A 21,094-nucleotide genomic window follows, 5' to 3' on the forward strand; every position below is an offset into this window, starting at 1 on the left:
TACCGTGTCGGGATTGCCGAAAGGTGAACGTAGACTGGAGTGTCGAGCTGGATGAGCCAGGTGACTGTCGGTCCTGCCCACCACCCTGGTCACCCCTGACCTGCCCGTATGCCGAGAACCTGCACCGCCCCGGAGGCCCCAGATGAGCACCCCAGAGACCACCGTCGTGACCACTCCCGTCCAGCAGGCGGGGACTACCCGTGTCAAGCGCGGCATGGCTGACATGCTCAAGGGTGGCGTCATCATGGATGTCGTCACCGCGGAGCAGGCCAAGATCGCCGAGGACGCCGGCGCGGTGGCCGTGATGGCCCTGGAGCGGGTGCCGGCTGACATCCGCGCGCAGGGTGGCGTCTCCCGGATGAGCGACCCGGACATGATCGACAGCATCGTCGCGACCGTCTCGATCCCGGTGATGGCCAAGGCCCGCATCGGACACTTCGTCGAGGCGCAGGTGCTGCAGTCCCTGGGTGTCGACTACATCGACGAGTCCGAGGTGCTGACCCCGGCCGACTATGCCAACCACATCGACAAGTGGGCCTTCACCGTGCCCTTCGTCTGCGGCGCGACCAACCTGGGTGAGGCGCTGCGCCGCATTACCGAGGGTGCGGCAATGATCCGGTCCAAGGGCGAGGCCGGCACCGGTGACGTCTCCAACGCCACCACCCACATGCGCCAGATCCGCCAGGAGATCCGCCGGCTGGGCAGCATGCCCGAGGACGAGTTGTTTGTCGCCGCCAAGGAGCTGCAGGCGCCCTACGACCTCGTCGCCGAGGTCGCCCGCACCGGCAAGCTGCCGGTCGTGCTGTTCACCGCCGGAGGCATCGCCACCCCGGCTGACGCCGCGATGATGATGCAGCTCGGTGCCGAGGGTGTCTTCGTCGGCTCGGGCATCTTCAAGTCGGGCAACCCGCAGGCCCGTGCCGAGGCCATCGTGAAGGCCACGACCTTCCACGACGACCCGGACGTGATCGCCAAGGTCTCCCGCGGCCTGGGCGAGGCGATGGTCGGCATCAATGTCGAGGAGATCCCGCAGCCGCACCGCCTCGCCGAGCGCGGCTGGTGACCGACCGCCCCGGTCACCCGGACCACGCACTGGCGCCCCGGCATACAGGCGCACCGGTGATCGGGGTCCTCGCCGTGCAGGGTGACGTCGTCGAGCACGTCCGTGCGCTGACTCTCGCCGGTGCCGAGGCGGTCCCGGTGCGGCGGCCTGCCGAGCTCGCGGCGGTCGATGCCCTGGTGATCCCTGGAGGGGAGTCGACCACGATCGACCGGCTGTTGCGGATCTTCGACCTGGCCGCACCCCTGCGGGAGCGCCTCGCGCAGGGCATGCCGGCCTACGGCTCGTGCGCCGGGATGATCCTGCTCTCGTCAGAGGTGCTGGACGGACACCGCGACCAGCAGTGCCTGGGGGCGCTGGACATCTCCACGCGCCGCAACGCCTTCGGCCGGCAGGTCGACTCCTTCGAGGTCGAGCTGGCTGTCGCCGGCCTGGCCGAGCCCTTCCACGGCGTCTTCATCCGGGCGCCCTGGGTCGAGCGGGTCGGTGCGGAAGTCGAGGTGCTGGCCACGGTCGAGCGGGACGGGGTCGAGCACGTGGTGGCCGTGCGGCAGGGCAACGTGCTGGCCACCTCCTTCCACCCCGAGGTCACCGATGACGCACGGGTCCACGCACTGTTCGTGGAGATGGTGCGCTCGAGCGGTAGCATCGAAGCCCGGGCAGGAGCCGACGGGATCGCGAGCACAACGAACAGGGAACATTGATGGCTGGGCACTCCAAGTGGGCGACAACCAAGCACAAGAAGGCTGTGATCGACGCCAAGCGAGGCAAGCTCTTCGCGAAGTTGATCAAGAATATCGAGGTGGCGGCGCGCACCGGTGGGGGTGACCCGGCCGGCAACCCCACCCTCTTCGACGCCATCCAGAAGGCCAAGAAGACCTCCGTCCCCAACGACAACATCGACCGGGCCGTCAAGCGTGGCTCCGGTGTGGAGGCCGGCGGGGCCAGCTACGAGGCGCTCGTCTACGAGGGCTACGCCCCCGGCGGGGTCGCTCTCTATATCGAGTGCCTGACCGACAACAAGAACCGTGCCGTCATGGAGGTGCGCACAGCGCTCACCCGCAACGGCGGGAGCATGGCCGACAGCGGTTCGGTGGCCTATCTGTTCAACCGCAAGGGACAGGTCGTGGTCCCCAAGGCACAGGAGTCCGGCGAGGCCAACGAGGACTCGCTCCTGGAGATCGTCCTCGAGGCCGGTGCTGAGGAGGTGGAGGACCTGGGAGAGTCCTTCGAGGTGATCTCCGAGGCGACCGACGTGGTGGCGGTCCGCACCGCCCTGCAGGAGGCCGGACTCGACTATGACTCGGCGGAGGTGACCTTCGTGCCGAGCATGGAGGTGCAGCTCGACGCCGACGGTGCACGCAAGATGATGCGCATCATCGATGCGCTCGAGGACTGCGACGACGTCCAGAACGTCTTCTCCAACGCCGACGTCTCCGACGAGGTCCTGGCCGAGCTCGAAGAGGACGACTGAGCACACGACGACTCGCACCGACACCGATCACCGGTCCGGCCACCCCGTCCCCTGGGCGCGGTGGCCGTCGTCGTATGCCGGCCACGCACCCGCCCGCGAGCCCCCTCGGCGAGTCCTGCCATCCTCTGACGGTGCCGTGACGTAGCGTGATGGGCGAACAGGTGTTCGGAGTCAGGCGCAGGTGATGCTGCCTCTCCGGGATGACGGCTGACTGACGAGGAGGGCTGCCCAGGTGCGTGTCCTTGGTGTCGACCCCGGCCTCACCCGCTGCGGTCTCGGGGTCGTCGAGTCCGGTCCCGGCCGGTCGGTGCGGATGGTCGCGGTCGGTGTCGTGCGCACGCCACCCAGTGACGAGCCGCAGGAGCGGCTGCTGACCCTCCAGATCGAGATCGACAGCTGGCTGGCGGAGCACCGCCCCGACGCCGTGGCCGTGGAGCGGGTCTTCGCCAAGGCCAACATCAAGGGCATCATGGGCACGGCCCAGGCCTCTGCGGTGCCGATGCTGGCGGCGGCCCGTCTCGGTTTGCCCCTGGCCCTGCACACTCCCACCGAGGTCAAGGCCGCCGTGACGGGCAACGGGCGCGCGGACAAGGCCCAGGTCACCTCGATGATCACCCGGATCCTCGCCCTGGAGACGGCGCCCCGACCCGCCGACGCGGCGGACGCCCTCGCGCTGGCCGTGTGTCATCTCTGGCGCGGCCAGGCTGATGCCAGGTTGTTCGCCGCGGCCCAGGGCAACGCCCTCCAGCGCGCCGCAGAAGCGGCTGCCCAAGCACCACGCAACCGGCTCGAGGAGCTCCACGCGGCGCACTCCGGTCGGCGCCCGACCCAGACCGGCGCCCAAATCGCCACGAGACGAAGGAGTGGACAGTGATCGCATCCGTCCGGGGCACGGTGCTCCACGTCGGACTGGACCACGTCGTCGTCGAGGTCGGCGGGGTGGGACTGCAGGTGCACACCACCCCGGCCACCGCCGCGGCGTGCGCACGAGGGCAGGAGGTCACCCTGTCCACGACCCTGGTGGTGCGCGAGGAGTCGCTGACGCTCTATGGCTTCGCCGACACAGAGGGCCGAGCTCTCTTTGAGCAGGTGCAGACCGTCTCCGGCGTCGGTCCGCGCCTGGCGCTGGCGATGCTGTCCGTCCACAGCCCGGCCGGTGTCCGCCAGGCGATCGCCGGCGGTGACATCGCCGCGCTGACCAAGGTGCCGGGGATCGGCAAGAAGGGTGCGGAGCGTCTCGTGCTCGAGCTCAAGGACAAGATCCTCGCCTCGGGTGTCGAGCCGTCCCTGGGTGCCGCGGGAGCGAGTGGCGGCCCGACGGGTGACCGGCTCAGCAGTCAGGTCCACGAGGCGCTCGTCGGTCTCGGCTGGAGCAGCAAGCAGGCCGATGACGCACTCGAGCGGGTCCGCGCGGGTGGGGAGACACCCTCCTCCGTCTCGGACTTCCTGCGTGCTGCGCTGCGGGAGCTGGGCCGGTGACTGAGCACGATGACGGGTCGCTGGACGCGACCGCGCGTGTCGTCGACCCCGCCACCACCGACGATGAGCGTCGCATCGAGGCGGCACTGCGACCTCGTCGGCTGGCGGACTTCCCGGGGCAGCGGCGCGTTCGTGACCAGCTAGGCCTGGTCCTGGAAGCTGCCCGACGACGGGAGTCACCTCCTGATCACGTCCTGCTCTCCGGCCCACCCGGACTGGGCAAGACCACGCTGGCCATGATCATCGCTGCCGAGCTGGAGCAGCCGATGCGGATCACCAGCGGCCCGGCGATCCAGCACGCCGGCGACCTGGCCGCCGTCCTGTCGTCCCTGGCTGAGGGCGAGGTGCTCTTCGTCGACGAGATCCACCGGATGGCGCGTCCGGCCGAGGAGATGCTCTATCTGGCGATGGAGGACTTCCGCGTCGACGTCATCGTCGGCAAGGGTCCCGGCGCCACAGCCATACCCCTGGAGCTGCCGCCCTTCACGGTGGTCGGAGCCACCACCCGCGCCGGGCTGCTGCCCGCACCACTGCGCGACCGGTTCGGATTCACCGGGCACCTGGACTACTACGCCACCGAGGACCTGCAGCTCATCCTCACCCGCAGCGCTGGTCTGCTCGAGATCGAGAGCACCCGCGAGGGGATCCACGAGATCGCCTCCCGATCGCGCGGCACGCCCCGCATCGCCAACCGGCTGCTGCGCCGGGTGCGTGACTGGGCTCAGGTCCACGGACAGCACGTCGTCGACCAGGAGGCCGCCCTGGTGGCTCTGGAGTTGTTCGACGTGGACAAGCAGGGCCTGGACCGGCTCGACCGCGCCGTGCTGGAGGCCCTCTGCAAACGTTTCGGTGGGGGTCCGGTCGGGCTGAGCACGCTGGCTGTGGCGGTGGGGGAGGAGCCCGACACCGTCGAGACTGTGGCCGAGCCCTATCTGGTGCGCGAGGGTTATATCGTTCGCACCCCGCGGGGACGCTCCGCCTCACGGACCGCCTGGCAGCACCTCGGCCTGACGCCACCCACGCCGGTGGCCGGCCAGGACCACCTTCCCCTCGGCGACCAACCCCGGCGTTTCGACCACTGAGGCCCCACCGCCGATGATCAGCACACCGATGATCAGCACCGCCGGTCGCAGCATCCCGGGCCTGCGGGAGCGGGTGACTGCGCGCAGATGTACCGGATCTTTACCTGCCACGCGGGGTGGGATGTTGGGCGACCCAGTTCAGTCACCTAGACTGCCGCGAGTGTCCACCGGCAGTGGGTCCACACGACGACGCCGGGCCGGGGACACCATCAGTCTGACGTTATAAGGAATCTTCCATGTCGCCACTGGCCTCGGCCACCACCACGGGGACGGATGGGCAGTTCAACTCGATCCTGCTCCTGCTGCCCCTGCTCCTGATCGCCTTCCTCTTCTTCTCGCAGCGTCGCCGCCAGAAGAAGATGCAGCAGATGCAGGCGGAGCTGCAGGTGGGCAGCCGTGTCATCACGACGACCGGACTCTTCGGCACGATCGCCGGGATGGACGAGACCACGGTGCAGCTTGAGGCCGCACCCGGCGTGGTCCTGCAGTGGGACCGGCGAGCCGTGGTGCCCGCCCCCGGCGCACAGCCGCCGCACGCACAGCCTTCCGATCCTTCCGACACCGAGGAAGGAACCCACTGATGGCTGGCAAGTCACGCAACCGCACGGCCCGCAACACCATGCTGGCCCTGCTGGCGATGATCCTGGTGCTCTTTGGCACGATCGGAGCCGCCAACACCTGGGGCGACCCGAAGGGTCAGTGGACGCCGCTGCTGGGTCTGGACCTGGCCGGTGGACACCAGGTCGTCCTCTCGCCCGTCGTCGAGGGTGCGAGCGTCCAGTCTGCGCAGCTGGACCAGGCCATCGACATCATCCGACGTCGTGTCGACGGTCAGGGTGTCGCCGAGGCCGAGGTCACCCGATTGGGCGGCAACATCCAGGTCGCGATCCCCGGCACACCCACCGACCAGCAGCTGGACGCGCTGAGCCGCTCCTCCCAGTTGCAGTTCCGCGCGGTCCTGGTTGCCGCTCCGGTCACCCAGCAGGCACCCACCGAGCCGCCGCGCGAGCTGCCGATGCCGGTCGGGCCCAGCCTCGACCCCGCAGCCGACCCGACCGATGCTGAGCCGACTGGTGAGTCCACCGACGCTGAGCCGACCGGCGAGTCCACCGACGCCGACCCGACCGGCGATGGGAACACCGACGACGCGGAGAGCACCAACGCTGCCTACCCGGAGGGCCTGCTGGCCGAGCAGCCCGTCCTGCAGGCCGCCCACCCGCTGCCGGCCACGGACACCGCCGACAATGCCGCGAGCACCGTGGCGCCGTCCGGCGATGACGCCCCCGCCGACGAGACACCCGCCGACCCCGCCGACGAGGCGCCCGCAACCGACGGAGTAGACGTCACGGACGCACCCCCGGGACCGGAGCCGACCAGCCCCAGTGACCTGGCCTGGATCACCCCGGAGCTCCAGCAGGAGTTCATGGAGTTCGACTGCACTGACATCGACGCCCAGCGGGCTGCCTCCGAGGCCCCGACCAGCGAGCCCATCGTGGCCTGCTCGGCCGGCGGGACCGAGAAGTACATCCTGGGCCCGGCCGAGGTCACCGGTGCCCAGCTGACCGACGCCAGCTCCGGCCTGCAGATGGGTGGCGGTGGGCAGGTCACCGGGATCGTGGAGGTGCGCCTGCAGTTCGACAGTGCTGGCACCGAGGCTTTCCGTGAGGTGACCACCCGGCTCTACAACTTCGGTCAGAACAGCACCCAGAACCGTTTTGCCATCGTGCTCGACGGTGAGGTCATCTCCGCACCGGGCGTCAACTCGCCCATCCCGGACGGCACCGCCACGATCTCTGGTGGCTTCACCAACGACAGCGCTGCGGAGCTGGCCAACCAGCTGAAGTTCGGTGCGCTGCCGATGAGCTTTGACATCCAGACCTCCGAGCAGCTCAGCCCCACCCTCGGCGGCGAGCAGCTGCGGCTGGGCATCATCGCCGGCCTCGTCGGCATGATCCTGGTCTTCATCTACTCGCTGTTCCAGTACCGTGCCCTGGGCCTGGTCACCGTGGCCTCGCTAATCATCGCGGCCCTCATGGCCTATGGGGCAGTCACGTTGCTGGGCTGGAGCAACAACTTCCGTCTCACCATGGCCGGCGTCACGGGTCTGATCGTGGCCATCGGTGTGACGGCCGACAGCTTCATCGTCTACTTCGAACGCATCCGTGACGAGGTCCGCACCGGCCGGCCGCTGCGCTATGCCGTGGACACCGGCTGGCGGCGTGCCCGACGCACCATCGTCATCTCCGACGTGGTTAACCTGATCGCTGCCGGAGTGCTCTACTTCCTGTCCGAGTCCGGGGTCAAGGCCTTCGCCTTCGCCCTCGGCCTGAGCACCGTGATCGACCTCATCGTCGTCGTGATGTTCACCCACCCGGTCGTCAGCCTGCTGGCCAACACCAAGTTCTTTGGTGAGGGCCACAAGTGGTCGGGCATGGACCCCGAGCGTCTCGGCGCGCGCCGGTCCACCTATCTGGGTCGTGGGCAGTTCGCCCCACCGGAGCCGAAACGGACCGGCCCGACCCGTGAGCAGCTCGAGGGAGGCATCGTCTGATGGCCAGTTTTGCCCAGTTCGGTAACGACCTGTTCACCGGCAAGCGTTCGTTCGATATCGTCGGCCGCCGCAAGACCTGGTACGGCATCGCCGCGGTCCTGCTCCTGATCTCCCTCATCGGCATCTTCGGTCGAGGACTCAACTTCGGCATCGAGTTCCGCGGCGGCACCGAGCTGCGCGTGCCCGCCGTGAGCAACATGCAGGACTACGAGACCCGCGCGAGCGACACCCTGCGGGAGAGCACCCCCGCCGCCACCGAGATCTCGGTGACCCAGATCGGCACCGACACGGTGCGGGTGCAGACCGGCGAGCTGACCGTGACCGAGTCCCGCGGGGCGGTCACCGCCCTGGCGGAGGAGTTCGAGGTCCAGGAGAACGACGTCACCAGCTCCATCGTGGGTCCCTCGTGGGGGCAGACGGTGACGACCAAGGCGGTCCAGGCCCTGATCGCCTTCCTGGTGCTGATCAGCGTCGTGCTGGCGTTGTACTTCCGCACCTGGAAGATGTCGCTCGCCGCGATCGTCGCCCTGCTGCACGACGTGGCTTTCACCGTGGGCATCTATGCGCTGCTAGGTCTGGAGATCTCTCCAGCCTCGATGATCGGCTTCCTCACCATCCTCGGATACTCGATCTACGACACCATCGTCGTCTTCGACAAGGTGCGAGAAAACACCGAGTACGCGCTGGAGTCGAAACGGACCACCTACGCGCACGCCGCGAACCTGGCCGTCAACCAGACCCTGGTGCGCTCTATCAACACCTCGGTGGTGGCGCTGCTACCGGTCGCCACGATCCTGGTCTTCGGGGTCGCCTTCATCGGACCCGGCACCCTGCTGGACCTGTCCATCGCCCTGTTCATCGGTATGGCGGTCGGCACCTACTCCTCGATCTTCATCGCCACCCCGCTCCTGGTGCAGCTGCGCCAGGGCGAGCCGGAGGTCAAGGAACTGGAGGCCCGGATCGCCAAGCGCGCGGGTCGTCAGGCCGGCAAGGTCGACTACTCCGCGCCCCCGGGCATGGAGGCCGTCGACCACAACGCCCCTCCCGGCATGGAGACCGTTGGCGCCGAGGGCGGCGTGGCGGTGCTGACCGAGGACGAGCTCGGAGAACCGGGCGACCCACTGGCCGAGCCGGCAACGCCGGGCGAGACCAGCACGATCCAGCCACGGGACCGGGCGGTGCACCCCCGCGCCGCCGCGCGCGAGGTGCACCCGCGGGCCCGAGGTCCGCGCAACCAGCCCAAGCGTCCACCCAAGTCGAAGCGTTGAGCCGGCCTCCCGGCATACTCACTGCATGAGTGAGGACCTGCGCGCCGCCGACCACCGCAGCGACGGCCCGGACCCCGACCTGGCCCGGGACGTCGCGCGCGCCCTGCGCACCATCCGGGACTTCCCGGAGCCGGGCGTGGTCTTCAAGGACTTCACGCCGCTGCTGCTGGACGTGCCGCTGCGCGACCGGGTGGTCGCCGACGTGGTGGCCCGCCGCGGCTCCGGCGTCGACCTGGTCATCGGGATCGAGGCGCGAGGGTTCATCCTCGGCTCGGTGATCGCGCACGGTCTCGGCACGGGCTTCGTGCCGGTGCGCAAGGCCGGCAAGCTGCCCTCGACGACGCACGCGGTCTCCTACTCGCTGGAGTACGGCGAGGCCACCATCGAGGTGCACCAGGACGCGATCCCAGCCGGCGCACGAGTGCTCATCGTCGATGACGTCCTGGCCACCGGCGGCACCGCGGCCGCGGCGGTGGAGCTGGTCCGACGCACGCAGGGCGAGGTGGTGGCCCTCGAGGTGATCCTCGAGATCGGCTTCCTGCAGGGACGCTCCCGGCTGACCGGGACGACCGTCCACGCCCTGTTGACCGACTGAGGGCGCACAGCGGCCTACAATCAGGCCATGAATGAGGATGTCGCCGCGACGTCCTCCCATGCCAGTTATGGCGTCCGCGCCCGCCTGGCCCGTCTGGGAGGCACCAGGATCGGCTCAAACCCGGTCCTCGAGCCGCTGCTGCGTGCTGTCCGGGCCACGCACCCCAAGGCCGACCTGGAGCTCATCGAACGGGCCTACGAGGTCGCCGAGAAGGCCCACCGCGGTCAGGTGCGCAAGAGTGGCGACGCCTACATCACCCACCCCCTGGCCGTGACAACGATCCTGGCCGAGCTGGGCATGACCCCCTCGACCCTCGCGGCGGCGCTGCTGCACGACACCGTGGAGGACACGGCATACTCCCTCGACCAGCTCCGCAAGGACTTTGGCGAGGAGATCGCCATGATGGTCGACGGCGTCACCAAGCTGGACAAGGTGCAATATGGCGAGGCGGCCCAGGCGGAGACCGTCCGCAAGATGGTGGTCGCCATGGCCCGGGACATCCGGGTGCTGGTGATCAAGCTGGCCGACCGGCTGCACAACGCGCGCACCTGGCGCTATGTCTCGGCGGAGTCGGCCGCCCGCAAGGCGTCCGAGACCCTCGAGATCTATGCCCCGCTGGCCCACCGACTCGGCATGAACACCATCAAGTGGGAGTTGGAGGACCTGTCCTTCGCCCAGCTCTATCCCAAGATCTATGACGAGATCGTGCGCATGGTGGCGCAACGGGCCCCCGCCCGGGAGGAGTACCTCGCCACGGTCCGCCGCGAGATCGGCCGGGACCTCAAGGAGGCCAAGGTCAAGGCCGTCGTCACGGGGCGGCCCAAGCACTACTACTCCGTCTATCAGAAGATGATCGTGCGCGGTCGCGACTTCGAGCAGATCTATGACCTCGTCGCGGTCCGGGTGCTGGTCGAGACGGTGCAGGACTGCTATGCGGTGCTCGGTGCGCTGCACGCGCGGTGGAACCCGGTCCCGGGCCGGTTCAAGGACTACATCGCGATGCCGAAGTTCAACATGTACCAGTCGTTGCACACGACGGTGATGGGCCCGGACGGCAAGCCCGTGGAGGTGCAGATCCGCACCCACCAGATGCACCGTCGCGCGGAGTACGGCGTGGCTGCCCACTGGAAGTACAAGGAGGACGGCTCCAAGGTGCCGATGGGGGCCGACGGTGGCCCCGGGCAGATGGAGGGGATGGAGTGGCTGCGCCAGCTGCTGGACTGGCAGAAGGAGACGGCCGACCCGGGGGAGTTCCTGGAGTCGCTGCGCTTTGAGATCAGCGGCGTCGAGGTCTATGTCTTCACGCCCGGTGGCGACGTCATGGCCCTGCCCTCGGGGGCGACGCCGGTGGACTTCGCCTATGCCGTCCACACCGAGGTCGGACACCGCTGTGTCGGCGGCAAGGTCAACGGCAAGCTGGTGCCGCTGGACAGCTCCCTCAACAACGGTGATGTCGTCGAGATCCTGACCAGCAGGGCCGCCGACGCGGCCCCGAGCCGGGACTGGCTCAACTTTGTCAAGAGTCCCCGCGCCCGCAACAAGATCCGGCAGTGGTTCTCCAAGGAGCGCCGCGAGGAGATGATCGAGTCCGGCAAGGACCAGATCGCCAAGGTGCTGCGCAAGCAGAACCAACCGCTGCAGCGGCTCATGTCCCACGACACCCTGACGGCCGTCGCCAATGATCTGCGCTACACCAACGTCGACGGGCTCTATGCCGCGGTCGGGGAGGGGCACGTCTCGGCCGCCCACGTGGTCAAGCAGCTCGTGGCCACCGTGGGTGGGGAGGACGGTGCCGCCGAGGACCTGGCCGAGGCCACCCTGCCCACCAAGGGCCGCTCCCGGACCCTGGATGCCGGTGTCACAGTCGTGGGCACCGACGACGTGTGGGTCAAGCTGGCCAGGTGCTGCACCCCCGTGCCCGGCGACCCGATCATGGGCTTCGTCACCACCGGCAAGGGCGTCTCCGTGCACCGCACCGACTGCACCAACGCCGAGTCGCTGCTGCAGCACCCGGAGCGGATCATCAAGGTCGCGTGGTCACCCACCGAGACCAGCGTCTTCCTCGTCCAGCTCCAGGTCGAGGCCCTGGACCGCCCCGGTCTGCTGGCCGAGATCACCAAGGCCCTGACCGAGCAGCACGTCAACATCCTGTCGGCCTCCGTGCAGACCAGCCGCGACCGCGTGGCCCTGTCCCGGTTCACCTTCGAGATGGCAGACCCCAGCCACCTCGAGTCCGTGATCCGCGCCGTGCGCCGCGTCAGCGCCGTCCTGGACGCCTACCGAATCACCGGCACCTCCCAGACCGACCCCCACCGCCGCCACCGCACCGCCTGACCCATTTTCCGAGAGGTTTCGTCGACCGGACTCACCTTTTCCGAGGGGTTTCGTTGGCCGGAAACACCTTTTCCCGAGAGGTTTCGTCGGCCGGAATCACCCTCTTTGGTGAGGCTTGGTAGGCCCTCTCAGGCGGGAGATAGGAACGCTGCCAGCGCTCGGGCATACATGGCCTGGTCTGCCACGCCGCAGGCCTCCCGGGTGGAGTGCATCGACAGGGTCGGTGCCCCGAAGTCGACCGTGGTCGCCCCGGTCAGCGCCGAGGTCATCGGACCGACCGTGGAGCCGCACGGCAGATCGGTGCGCGTCACGAAGTTCTGCACCGGCACCCCCGCCTGCTCGCACGCCAACCGGAAGTGCGCGGCCCCCATCCCATCAGTGGCATAGCGGGCCTGGGCGTTGATCTTGAGCACCGGACCGCCGTTCATCCGGACGTGGTGCCCGGGCTCGTGGCGGTCCGCATAGTTGGGGTTGGTGGCATGCGCCATGTCGCCGGACGCGATCACCGTGCCAGCCAGGGCCCGCAGGTAGTCCTCCCGGGAGCCGCCGCGCGCGGCGACGATCCGCTCCAGCACGGCGGGCAGGAAGGTGGACTGTGCCCCCCGCTCGGTGGTGCTGCCGACCTCCTCGTGGTCGAACAGGGCCACGACCGGCACGACGCCCGTGCCGTCCTCCAGCGCCGCGATGAGCGCCACCACGGCCGCGAAGGAGGTCGCCAGGTTGTCCAGGCGTGCCGAGGCCAGCAGGTCCCGGTCTCGCCCGATCCGCCGCGCCGGCGTCAGGTCGTGCGTCATCAGGTCCCAGCCGAGGACGTCGCCACGCTCGACCTCCAGACGCTCCGCCACGAAGCCCGTGAAGTCGGCTGGCTCGGTGCCCAGGCCCCAGTGCGGCACCAGGTGCTGCTGGGGGTTGAGCTTGAGACCATCGGTGTTGACCGTCCGGTCCAAGTGCGGTGCCAGTTGGGAGACGCGCAGCAGTGGCTCGTCCAGCAGCAGCAGACGCCCCTCGACCCCGTCTGCGCCACGGACGGCGACCCGCCCCGACAGACCGAGGTCACGGTCAAGCCAAGTGTTGAGCAGCGGACCGCCATAGATCTCGACGGCCAGCTGCTGCCACCCGGCGCGGACCAGTTCCGGCTGCGGCTTGATGCGCAGGTTGGGCGAGTCCGTGTGCGCTCCCACCACCCGGAAGGGCGCGGAAGGGGCCAGGTCGGCCTCCGTGGACCAGGCGATCAGCGACCCGCCCCGGACCAGCAGATAGCGCCCCGGCTCAGCCGGGGTGGCCTCGGTCTCCGAGAGCCGGGTGAACCCGCAGGCTTCCAGGAGCACCGCCGCACTCTCGACCGCGTGGAATGGTGACGGAGAGGCATCGAGGTATGCCGCCAGGCGAGTTGCGATGTCGTCCTGGTCGAAGGAGTGGGTCACCTTCAGCCTCCGAGCTCGGACAGTCCGCCCCGGGCTGCGTCCAGCAGCTGACGTCGAGCATCCAGTGCGGACTGGGCAGCGGCGATCTTGGTGTCATCGCCGGTGGCCCTGGCCGCCTCCAGGTCCTGCTCGAGGCCCTGGACCGCGCGCTCCAGCTGCGCGGTCATCGACTGGGCGCGGGCGTTCAGCTCGGGGTTGCTGCGGCTCCACTTGGCGTCCTCGAGGTCGCGGACCGCCTGCTCGACCTTGCGCAGCCGCCCCTCGACCCGAGACATGTCCTCGCGGGGGACCTTGCCGGCCTCGTCCCACTTCTCCTGGATGGTGCGCAGCTTGGTCTTGGCCGACTCCAGGTCCTTGACCGGGACGAGGGACTCTGCCTCCTTGAGCAGCTCCTCCTTGGCCACGAGGTTCTCCCGGAAGACCTCGTTCTCCGCAGCGACGACCTCGTCCTTAGCGTTGAAGAACTGGTCCTGCGCGCTCTTGAACCGCTCCCAGAGGGCGTCATCGTCAGCCCGCTGCGCCCTGCCTGCCCGGCGCCAGTCCTGCATGAGTCGCTTGAAAGCACCGGCGGTGGGGCCCCAGTCCTTGCTCGTGGACAGTGCCTCTGCCTCGGCGACGAGCTTTTCCTTGACGCGCTTGGCCTCGCCGTGCTGCACGTCGAGCTCGCTGAAGAATCCCTTGCGGGCCTTGTCGAAGGAGCTGCGTGCGGTGCTGAGTCGCTGCCACAGGGCGTTCTCCACGTCCTTGTCCAGCTTGGGACCCTTCTTCTGCAGGGAGCGCCACTCGTCGAGCATCCCGCGCATCCGCGCACTGGCCGACTTCCACTGGACCTGGTGCACATCGGCGCCGGCCAGTTCCTCGGCCTCGACCACCAGAGCCTCCCGGACGGTGGTGGCCTCGGCCTTGGCCTGGGCACGAAGCTCGGTCTCGGCGCGCTGGCGCTCCTTGACCGCAGCCTCGATCTGGGTGACCCGCTCGCGCAGGGCCGGCAGGTCGCCGACCACGTTGGCCTCGCCGATCTGGTCACGCAGCGACTTCAGGGCCTCGCGGGCCTCGTGGGCGGACAGGTCGGTCTGGCCGAGGCGCTGCTCCAGGAGCGTCGCGATGGCGGCCAGCTCGTCATACTTGCGGGCGAAGTAGGCCAGGGCCTCCTCGTTGCTCGCCTCCGGGTAGGAGCCGACGGCTCGCTCCTCCTCGCCGTCCTTGACGAAGACCGTGCCGTCCTCGGCCACCCGGCCGAAGGAGAGCGAGTGGGACGTCGCGACCGGAGTCGGGGCGGCTGCTGCCACCGGCTTCACGGCCGGCTTGCGTCCGGCCAGCGCGGCCGGTGAGGGGATCGCACCCGGCTTCGGGGCGGATGGCTTCGGCGCGGCCGGGGCGGTGTCCGTCGAGTCAGCAGCGGTCTCGGAGGGTTGCGGTGTCGGGGTGACCGGCTCGGGGGCAGGCTCGGGAACGGCCGGCTCCGGGGCAGGCTCGGGAACGGCTGGCTCCGGGGCAGGCTCGGGAACGGCCGGCTCCGGGGCAGGCTCGGGAACGGCCGGCTCCGGGGCAGGCTCGGGAGCACCGGGCGTCGGCACCTCGGACGGCTGCGGCGACGGCACCACGGGGTCCTGGGAGGGCTGCGGAGCCCCGGGCACCGGCACCCCGGAAGATTCCGTCACGGCGTCGGTGCTCACCGGCTCTGGTGCTGCCTCGACAGCAACCGGCTCAGTGGCTGGGCTCTGCTCGTCCGCCACGGGGACCGTTTCCTCGGCAGGTGCCGGGGTCTCGTCCGGGGTGGGGGTGGTTCCTTGCGGCTGCTCGCTCACTCTGACGCCTTCTCCTGTGTGACCTCGACCGAGAGGATGCTGATCGGCGCCGCCGGGATTCCGTCGGCACCGCCGCCATCGACGCCTTGTTCGGCGACGCGGTCCACGATGTCCATTCCACCGGTGACCCTACCGAAGATGCTGTAGCCACCACCTTCGACAGGCAGTTCTGTGTCGCGGTAGACGATGAAGAACTGGCCACCATTGCTGTTGGGGTCCTGGGCGCGGGCCATCGCCAGGGTCCCGGGCGGGTACTTCCCGTCCTCCGGGGCGTTCTCGATCCCGAAGCCATAACCCGGCGCGCCGCGGCCGGTGCCCGTCGGGTCGCCGCACTGCAGCACAAAGATCCCCTGCGTCGTCAAGCGGTGGCAGGGGCTGTCCTGCCAGTAGCCCGCGGTCGCGAGGTGCTCGAAGGAGGCGACGGTCACAGGTGCCTTGTCGGCATACAACTCCACCTCGATGGGGCCACAGTTGGTCTCGATCACCCCGGTCCAGGTGCCGGCCACGCCCTCGGTGGGCGGCGGCTCCAACGGCTCGGTGGTCATCCCCGCGCTCGGCACGGCAGGTGCCTCCTCGCAGCCGGCGTCCGCACCCGCGGGGGAGAGCGTGGTCGCTGCCCCAGAGTGGTTGGTCACGGACGCGTCTGCGGCGTCGGGGGCATCGGAACTACCGCAGGCGGAGACCAGCAGCGTGCTCGCAACGAGCAGCCCTAGTGCCTGCCACCGGAGACGACCCAGCGTCATAATTCGTGCTCTCCTGAGTGCTCGGGCGGGTGGAATCGCCAGTCTAGGCAGCGCTCTGTCGCGCAGTGGTCACAGCCCGATGACGGTTTGGACACGATCGGACGTAGGTTTGGTCACGTGCTGGTGATCTCCATCGAAGCTGCCGCCTTCGGCACGAACTGCTATCTCGTCGCGCCCGAGCGTGGGGAGGAGTGCGTGATCGTCGATCCCGGGGTGGGAGTCGAGGACCAGGTCGCCGCCACCCTGCAACAGCACGGGTTGCGCCCGGCAGCTGTCCTGCTCACCCACGGACACCTCGATCACACGTATGCCGTCACGCCGGTGTGCGCCGGCACGACCGCCGCTTACATCCACGAGGACGACCGCTACCGCCTGACCGATCCGTTGGCCAGCACGAGTCCTGCGCTGCTGATGATGCTCGAGCAGCAGTTCGGGACGCGGGCGAGCTGGGCCGAGCCGGAGACCGTGATCGACCTGGCCGGCGGTCAGACCCTGGAGCTCGGTGGCCTGTCCCTCGACGTCACGCACGCACCCGGGCACACCGAGGGCTCGGTGCTGTTCGGCCTGGCCGGTGTGCCCACCGGGATGCCCGACGAGGTGGACCGCACAGTGCTGACCGGCGACGTGCTCTTCGCCGGCTCCATCGGACGCACCGACCTGCCCGGGGGAGACCACGGGGCGATGCAGCGTTCCCTGCGCGACGTCATACTCCCGCTGCCCGACTCCAGCCTGGTCCTGCCAGGGCACGGCCCGGCCACCACGATGGCCCGGGAGCGGATGACCAACCCGTTCCTGACCTCACTGACCTGACCGGGGCAGCCTCCGCCCACACGGCGTCGGACCCGCGCCTGCGCCTCGTTAGACTCGCGGCGTGATCAAGCCCCGCACCGCCCCCGGCACCCTCGAGCTCCTGCCCACCGAGCAGATCGCGTTCCAGCGCATGCTCGATGTCATCCGGTCAGGCTATGAGCGGTTCGGGTTCCTGCCGATCGAGACCCCGGCCTATGAGCTGACCGACGTGCTGCTCACCAAGACCGGCGGCGAGACCGAGCGGCAGGTCTACTTCGTGCAGTCCACCGGGTCGCTGGACAAGGCTGCCGCCCAGGAGGATCCGGGCCTGCCGGAGCTCGCGCTGCGATTCGACCTGACGGTGCCGCTGGCGCGCTATGTCGCCGAGCACGAGCACCGGCTCACCTTCCCCTTCCGGCGCTATCAGATGCAGCGGGTCTACCGCGGGGAGCGGCCGCAGCGGGGTCGCTACCGCGAGTTCTACCAGTGCGACATCGACATCATCGGCAAGGACGGGCTCAGCCCCCGCCACGACGCCGAGTGCCCCGCGGTGATCCACACCATCTTTACCGACCTCGACATCGGCGCGTTCACCATCCAGCTCAACAACCGCAAGCTGATGCGCGGCTTCTTCGAGGACCTGGGCATCACCGAGGCGCAGCAGCAGGTGACCGTGCTGCGCGAGATCGACAAGATCGACAAGCGTGGGCCTGAGGCTGTGCGGGACACGCTCACCGGGGAGGCCTATGGCCTGGCTGCGGACGTCGTGCAGACGCTCCTGGACCTAGTCGGGCTGCGCTCCACCTCGCACGACGACGCGCTGGCCATCCTCGACCGGGTGCTGGCCGCGTCCGCCGGCTCGCCGGTGCTGGCCACCGGTGTCGCCGAGCTGCGTGAGGTGCTCACCGTGCTGCGCGACCTTGGCGTTCCCGAGAGCGACTATTGCCTCAACCTCTCGATCGCCCGTGGCCTGGACTACTACACCGGCACCGTCTATGAGACGACCCTGGACGAGCACCCGGAGATCGGGTCGGTCTGCTCCGGCGGACGCTATGACGACCTCGCGGGGCAGTACACCAAGTCCAGGCTGCCCGGCGTCGGCATGTCGATCGGACTCACCCGCCTGTTCTGGCAGCTGCGCGAGGCCGGGCTGGTCGGCACCGCGGAGTCGACGGTGCAGGTCCTGGTGCCGCAGCTGGACGAGGCCTATCTCCCGCAGTGCCTGGCCCTGGCGACGGACCTGCGGCAGGGCGGGATCAACACCGAGGTCGTCCTCGACGGCGGCAAGCTGGGCAAGCAGCTGAAGTATGCCGACCGGGCCGGTATCCGTTTCGTGGCCATCGTGGGGGAGCAGGAGGTGGCGGCGGACACCGTCACCATCAAGGACCTGCGCCGTCAGGACCAGTTCACGGTGGCCCGTGAGGAGGCCGTGCGCTCGCTGCGGGTCGAGCTCGCCCAGCCGCTGGGCTTGCCGCATGACGGATCCGACGAGGACTGAGAGTCGTCGTCGGCCCGTCCGCCAACCTCTGGCGATGCGGCAGGGGCGCCGTCGGCATCACGCGGCGATGGGGCGGCGTCTCTGCTCCGGTGCTCACTGCTCCCGGTTCGGCCACACCGCTCCGGCGTGTTAGCGTAATAGCGCGTTAACACACCCGCCCTCGCCGGAGCCCCGGTAGTCCCGCCCCTGGAGCCGTCATGAAGCGCCGCGACACCGGCCGCCCGGCCACCGCCGCCGACGAGTCGGCGCGGCGTGCCGAGGCACAGACCGAGCTCGCTCGGGCGCTGGCCGCAGTGGCGGACCCGGACCAGATGACGGCCTTCCTCATCGACCTGTGCACGCCCGCCGAGCTGGAGGCCCTCGCGGACCGTTGGAGCGTCGTGCCGCTGCTGGCCGACGGGGTCTCCTACCGCCAGGTCCACGAGCAGACCGGAGTCAGCGTGACCACGGTCGGCCGGGTGGCGCGCAGCCTGGAGCACGGCACCGGTGGCTACCGGCAGGTGCTCGAGCAGTGCCGCGGTGAGCTCGAACAGAACCGTGAGGCGGCGCTCGCGCGGGACCACAGCGAGGCCGGACCTGGTCCGGGGGACCCGACCCTCCGGCATACCCGGGGTGCGCAGCCGGCCACCGGTTGAGCGCGCCACCCAGCCCCACCGCGCGACGACGCGCCCGTCCAGAACACCAGGGCCACCAGAGCCCACAGCCCGGAAGGTCACCATGACCCCGCCTGCCACCACCCGAGACCGCCTGCGCGTGGCGATCCAGAAGTCCGGCCGCCTCTCCGACCCGGCCCGTGACCTGCTCGCCTCCTGCGGGCTGACCTGGCGGGAGAGCCGCGACAAGCTCTTCTGCTATGGCGAGTCCCTGCCCGTCGACCTGCTGCTGGTGCGCGACGACGACATCCCCGGCCTCATCGCCGACGGGGTCTGCGACCTGGGGATCGTGGGTCGCAACGTCCTGGTCGAGCACGACCTGTCCCGGACCTCCAACGGCCAGGCGAGTGCCCTGAAGGAGTGGCGCCAGCTCGGCTGGGGCGTCTGCCGCCTCGACATCGCGATCAACGACGACGAGCAGTGGACCGGCCCGCAGCAGCTCACCGGCCAGCGGATCGCCACCAGTTTTCCGCACACGCTCGGCCGCTGGTTGACCGACAAGGGCGTGCAGGCCGAGGTCGTCACCCTGTCCGGCTCGGTGGAGATCGCCCCGCGGCTGGGCCAGGCAGACGTGGTGTGCGACCTGGTGTCCACCGGCGGCACGCTGGCAGCCAATGCGCTCAAGCCGGTCGAGACGCTGTTGCACTCGGAGGCGGTCATCGCCGGTCCCTCGGCCCCGCTCGAGGACGGCCGCGAGGAGATCGCCGACCTGCTGCTGCGCCGCATGGACGGTGCCCTGCGACTGAAGGAGACCCGGCTGCTCATGCTGCGGGCCGCCCGCGACGTGCTGCCCGAGGTGCTGACCCGGCTGCCGGCCGGTGGCGAGCCGACGGTCCTGGCGGTTGATGGCCGGGACGAGGTGTCCGTCCAGCTGCTGTGCCACAACGCCGTGCCATGGCCGCGCCTGGAGGAGCTCAAGGCCGTGGGGGCCCACACCATCATGGTGCTGCCGGTGGAGGGGATGCTGGCGTGAGGACTGTCCTCTGGTCCGAGCTGGACGGGGCCGCCCGTGCCGACCTGCTGGCCCGTGGCACCGCCGCGGCCGGTCCGCAGGTCACCGCCGGGGTCGCCGACATCCTCAGTGGCGTCCGCGAGGGTGGCGATACCGCCCTGCAGGAGTATGCCGAACGCTTCGACCGCGCTCCCGCCCAGTCACTGGTGGTCACCGGTGAGCAGTTCGACGACGCCGTCGCGCAGGTCCCGACGACGCTGCGGTCCGCGATCAGTCAGGCGGCCGGGACGATCCGTGCCTTTCACGAGGCAGGGATGACACGCGACTACGAGGTGGAGACCGCTCCCGGTGTGCGGTGCGCCCGCGTCGTGCGCCCCATCCGGCGGGTCGGGCTCTATGTCCCGGCCGGGTCGGCACCCCTGCCGTCCACCGCCCTGATGCTCGCGATCCCGGCCCAGCTGGCGGGCTGCCCCGAGATCGTGCTGTGCACCCCGCCCGGTGAGGACGGTCTGCCCGATCCGAGCGTGCTCGCCGCGGCCGGCGAGTGCGGCCTGAGCCGGGTCTTCGTCGTCGGGGGAGCCCAGGCTGTCGCGGCGATGGCCTACGGAACCGAGTCGGTGCCCCGCTGCGACAAGATCTTCGGCCCCGGCAACGCCTGGGTCACCGAGGCCAAGCGTCAGGTCAGCACCGCAGAGGGCGGGCCCGGCATCGACCTGCCCGCCGGCCCCTCGGAGGTCCTGGTCATCGCCGACACGGGGGCAGACCCGGAGTTCGTCGCTGCCGACCTGCTCTCCCAGGCCGAGCACGGGCCCGACTCCCAGGTGCTGCTGCTCACCGACGACGCGAGCCTGGCCGATGCGGTCGCCGAGCAGGTGCAGGCCCAGCTCGATGTCCTGCCCCGGGCGGACATCGCCGCCAAGTCGCTAGCCTCCAGTGCGATCGTGATCACGGCTGACCTGCCCGAGGCCCTCGCGATCAGCAATGACTACGCCCCGGAGCACCTGATCCTCGCGCTGCGGGAGCCTGAGCGCTGGCTCGACAACGTCGAGCGGGCGGGCTCGGTCTTCCTGGGGGACTGGGCGCCGGAGACACTCGGCGACTACTGCAGCGGCACCAACCACGTGCTGCCGACGGCCGGGGCGGCGCGCTGGACCGGGGGCGTCAACGTCGCCAGCTTCCAGATCGCGATGACCGTCCAGCGCGTCACCCCCGCTGGTCTGTCCGCCCTGGGCCCGACCGCCGTGGAGCTGTCCGCGGCCGAGGGACTGCTCGGACACCAGGCCGCTGTGACGCGGCGTCTGGCGCGGGTCGGCACTGTGGACGGTGCGTCGTGACCTACGAAACCACTCCAAAAATGCGTGGCGGGCCTACGAAACCACTCTCA

The 21,094-nt window shown here is 69.7% G+C and carries 19 protein-coding genes; 16 read left to right on the forward strand and 3 right to left on the reverse strand.

The features are described from left to right. The first annotated feature begins 142 nt into the window (after window positions 1–142). The 11 genes from pdxS to FNH13_RS10200 all read left to right on the forward strand — a co-directional run bounded on the left by pdxS (window position 143) and on the right by FNH13_RS10200 (window position 11,843). Complete coding sequence (pdxS, locus tag FNH13_RS10150) at window positions 143–1,063, forward strand: pyridoxal 5'-phosphate synthase lyase subunit PdxS (protein ID WP_143783326.1); 921 nt, start codon at window positions 143–145, stop codon at window positions 1,061–1,063. Beyond that, window positions 1,060–1,764 (forward strand): pyridoxal 5'-phosphate synthase glutaminase subunit PdxT, encoded by a 705-nt coding sequence (gene pdxT / locus FNH13_RS10155; protein ID WP_321169189.1) that lies wholly within the window; start codon window positions 1,060–1,062, stop codon window positions 1,762–1,764. The genes pdxS and pdxT overlap by 4 nt, the downstream gene beginning before the upstream one ends. After that, entirely contained in the window at window positions 1,764–2,534 is a 771-nt protein-coding gene (locus tag FNH13_RS10160; RefSeq protein WP_143783327.1) for a YebC/PmpR family DNA-binding transcriptional regulator, read from the forward strand. Before pdxT ends, FNH13_RS10160 begins: the two co-directional genes overlap by 1 nt. Before the next feature lie 232 nt (window positions 2,535–2,766). Then, window positions 2,767–3,408 (forward strand): crossover junction endodeoxyribonuclease RuvC, encoded by a 642-nt coding sequence (gene ruvC, locus FNH13_RS10165; protein WP_143783328.1) that lies wholly within the window; start codon window positions 2,767–2,769, stop codon window positions 3,406–3,408. Continuing rightward, window positions 3,405–4,013, forward strand: a complete 609-nt coding sequence (gene ruvA / locus FNH13_RS10170) for a Holliday junction branch migration protein RuvA (protein WP_143783329.1) — start codon at window positions 3,405–3,407, stop codon at window positions 4,011–4,013. Before ruvC ends, ruvA begins: the two co-directional genes overlap by 4 nt. Beyond that, complete coding sequence (ruvB, locus tag FNH13_RS10175; protein WP_143783330.1) at window positions 4,010–5,095, forward strand: Holliday junction branch migration DNA helicase RuvB; 1,086 nt, start codon at window positions 4,010–4,012, stop codon at window positions 5,093–5,095. Before ruvA ends, ruvB begins: the two co-directional genes overlap by 4 nt. A gap of 236 nt (window positions 5,096–5,331) precedes the next feature. Next, the gene (gene yajC, locus FNH13_RS10180; RefSeq protein WP_202878749.1) at window positions 5,332–5,676 is read left to right on the forward strand and encodes a preprotein translocase subunit YajC; all 345 of its coding nucleotides are present in this window, start codon (window positions 5,332–5,334) and stop codon (window positions 5,674–5,676) included. After that, window positions 5,676–7,646, forward strand: coding sequence for a protein translocase subunit SecD (secD, locus tag FNH13_RS10185; protein ID WP_143783331.1), 1,971 nt, complete (start codon window positions 5,676–5,678; stop codon window positions 7,644–7,646). The genes yajC and secD overlap by 1 nt, the downstream gene beginning before the upstream one ends. After that, window positions 7,646–8,914: a protein translocase subunit SecF gene (gene secF, locus FNH13_RS10190; RefSeq protein ID WP_143783332.1), complete on the forward strand. Its 1,269-nt coding sequence runs from the start codon at window positions 7,646–7,648 to the stop codon at window positions 8,912–8,914. Before secD ends, secF begins: the two co-directional genes overlap by 1 nt. A 25-nt stretch (window positions 8,915–8,939) precedes the next feature. Continuing rightward, window positions 8,940–9,509, forward strand: a complete 570-nt coding sequence (locus FNH13_RS10195; protein ID WP_143783333.1) for an adenine phosphoribosyltransferase — start codon at window positions 8,940–8,942, stop codon at window positions 9,507–9,509. A gap of 27 nt (window positions 9,510–9,536) precedes the next feature. Then, window positions 9,537–11,843 carry a RelA/SpoT family protein gene (locus FNH13_RS10200; RefSeq protein ID WP_143783334.1) on the forward strand — a complete coding sequence of 769 codons (2,307 nt, stop codon included), beginning with the start codon at window positions 9,537–9,539 and terminating at the stop codon, window positions 11,841–11,843. A 128-nt stretch (window positions 11,844–11,971) separates the two neighbouring features. On the opposite strand, the gene FNH13_RS10205 is transcribed toward FNH13_RS10200, so the two are convergent. The 3 genes from FNH13_RS10205 to FNH13_RS10215 are packed head-to-tail and all read right to left on the reverse strand — an operon-like array spanning window position 11,972 to window position 15,818. Next, window positions 11,972–13,267, reverse strand: coding sequence for a M18 family aminopeptidase (locus FNH13_RS10205; protein WP_202878750.1), 1,296 nt, complete (start codon window positions 13,265–13,267; stop codon window positions 11,972–11,974). A 2-nt stretch (window positions 13,268–13,269) separates the two neighbouring features. Further along, on the reverse strand, window positions 13,270–15,075 hold the full coding sequence (locus FNH13_RS10210) for a DUF349 domain-containing protein (protein ID WP_228266345.1): 1,806 nt from the start codon (window positions 15,073–15,075) through the stop codon (window positions 13,270–13,272). Further along, window positions 15,072–15,818, reverse strand: coding sequence for a peptidylprolyl isomerase (locus tag FNH13_RS10215; protein WP_143783336.1), 747 nt, complete (start codon window positions 15,816–15,818; stop codon window positions 15,072–15,074). The genes FNH13_RS10210 and FNH13_RS10215 overlap by 4 nt, the downstream gene beginning before the upstream one ends. A gap of 117 nt (window positions 15,819–15,935) precedes the next feature. On the opposite strand from FNH13_RS10215, the gene FNH13_RS10220 reads away from it, so the two are divergent. The 5 genes from FNH13_RS10220 (at window position 15,936) to hisD (ending at window position 21,044) form a co-directional block, all read left to right on the forward strand. Continuing rightward, on the forward strand, window positions 15,936–16,628 hold the full coding sequence (locus FNH13_RS10220) for an MBL fold metallo-hydrolase (protein ID WP_143783337.1): 693 nt from the start codon (window positions 15,936–15,938) through the stop codon (window positions 16,626–16,628). Between the two features lie 61 nt (window positions 16,629–16,689). After that, entirely contained in the window at window positions 16,690–18,105 is a 1,416-nt protein-coding gene (gene hisS / locus FNH13_RS10225; RefSeq protein ID WP_143783338.1) for a histidine--tRNA ligase, read from the forward strand. 197 nt (window positions 18,106–18,302) lie between these two features. Next, on the forward strand, window positions 18,303–18,740 hold the full coding sequence (locus tag FNH13_RS10230) for a YerC/YecD family TrpR-related protein (RefSeq protein WP_143783339.1): 438 nt from the start codon (window positions 18,303–18,305) through the stop codon (window positions 18,738–18,740). Window positions 18,741–18,822: 82 nt separating this feature from the next. Further along, window positions 18,823–19,731: an ATP phosphoribosyltransferase gene (gene hisG, locus FNH13_RS10235; RefSeq protein ID WP_143783340.1), complete on the forward strand. Its 909-nt coding sequence runs from the start codon at window positions 18,823–18,825 to the stop codon at window positions 19,729–19,731. Next, on the forward strand, window positions 19,728–21,044 hold the full coding sequence (gene hisD / locus FNH13_RS10240) for a histidinol dehydrogenase (protein WP_202878751.1): 1,317 nt from the start codon (window positions 19,728–19,730) through the stop codon (window positions 21,042–21,044). The genes hisG and hisD overlap by 4 nt, the downstream gene beginning before the upstream one ends. Window positions 21,045–21,094: the final 50 nt, after the last annotated feature.

This window comes from Ornithinimicrobium ciconiae (assembly GCF_007197575.1).
GTDB lineage: Bacteria > Actinomycetota > Actinomycetes > Actinomycetales > Dermatophilaceae > Ornithinicoccus > Ornithinicoccus ciconiae.

Bases quoted from the DNA above. Each gene is read 5' to 3' on its own strand.
- FNH13_RS10200 (WP_143783334.1), top strand. From the start codon at position 9,537: ATGAATGAGGATGTCGCCGCGACGTCCTCCCATGCCAGTTATGGCGTC.
- FNH13_RS10215 (WP_143783336.1), bottom strand. From the start codon at position 15,818: ATGACGCTGGGTCGTCTCCGGTGGCAGGCACTAGGGCTGCTCGTTGCG.
- secF (WP_143783332.1), top strand. From the start codon at position 7,646: ATGGCCAGTTTTGCCCAGTTCGGTAACGACCTGTTCACCGGCAAGCGT.
- hisG (WP_143783340.1), top strand. From the start codon at position 18,823: ATGACCCCGCCTGCCACCACCCGAGACCGCCTGCGCGTGGCGATCCAG.
- FNH13_RS10230 (WP_143783339.1), top strand. From the start codon at position 18,303: ATGAAGCGCCGCGACACCGGCCGCCCGGCCACCGCCGCCGACGAGTCG.
- FNH13_RS10195 (WP_143783333.1), top strand. From the start codon at position 8,940: ATGAGTGAGGACCTGCGCGCCGCCGACCACCGCAGCGACGGCCCGGAC.
- yajC (WP_202878749.1), top strand. From the start codon at position 5,332: ATGTCGCCACTGGCCTCGGCCACCACCACGGGGACGGATGGGCAGTTC.
- FNH13_RS10160 (WP_143783327.1), top strand. From the start codon at position 1,764: ATGGCTGGGCACTCCAAGTGGGCGACAACCAAGCACAAGAAGGCTGTG.
- pdxS (WP_143783326.1), top strand. From the start codon at position 143: ATGAGCACCCCAGAGACCACCGTCGTGACCACTCCCGTCCAGCAGGCG.
- secD (WP_143783331.1), top strand. From the start codon at position 5,676: ATGGCTGGCAAGTCACGCAACCGCACGGCCCGCAACACCATGCTGGCC.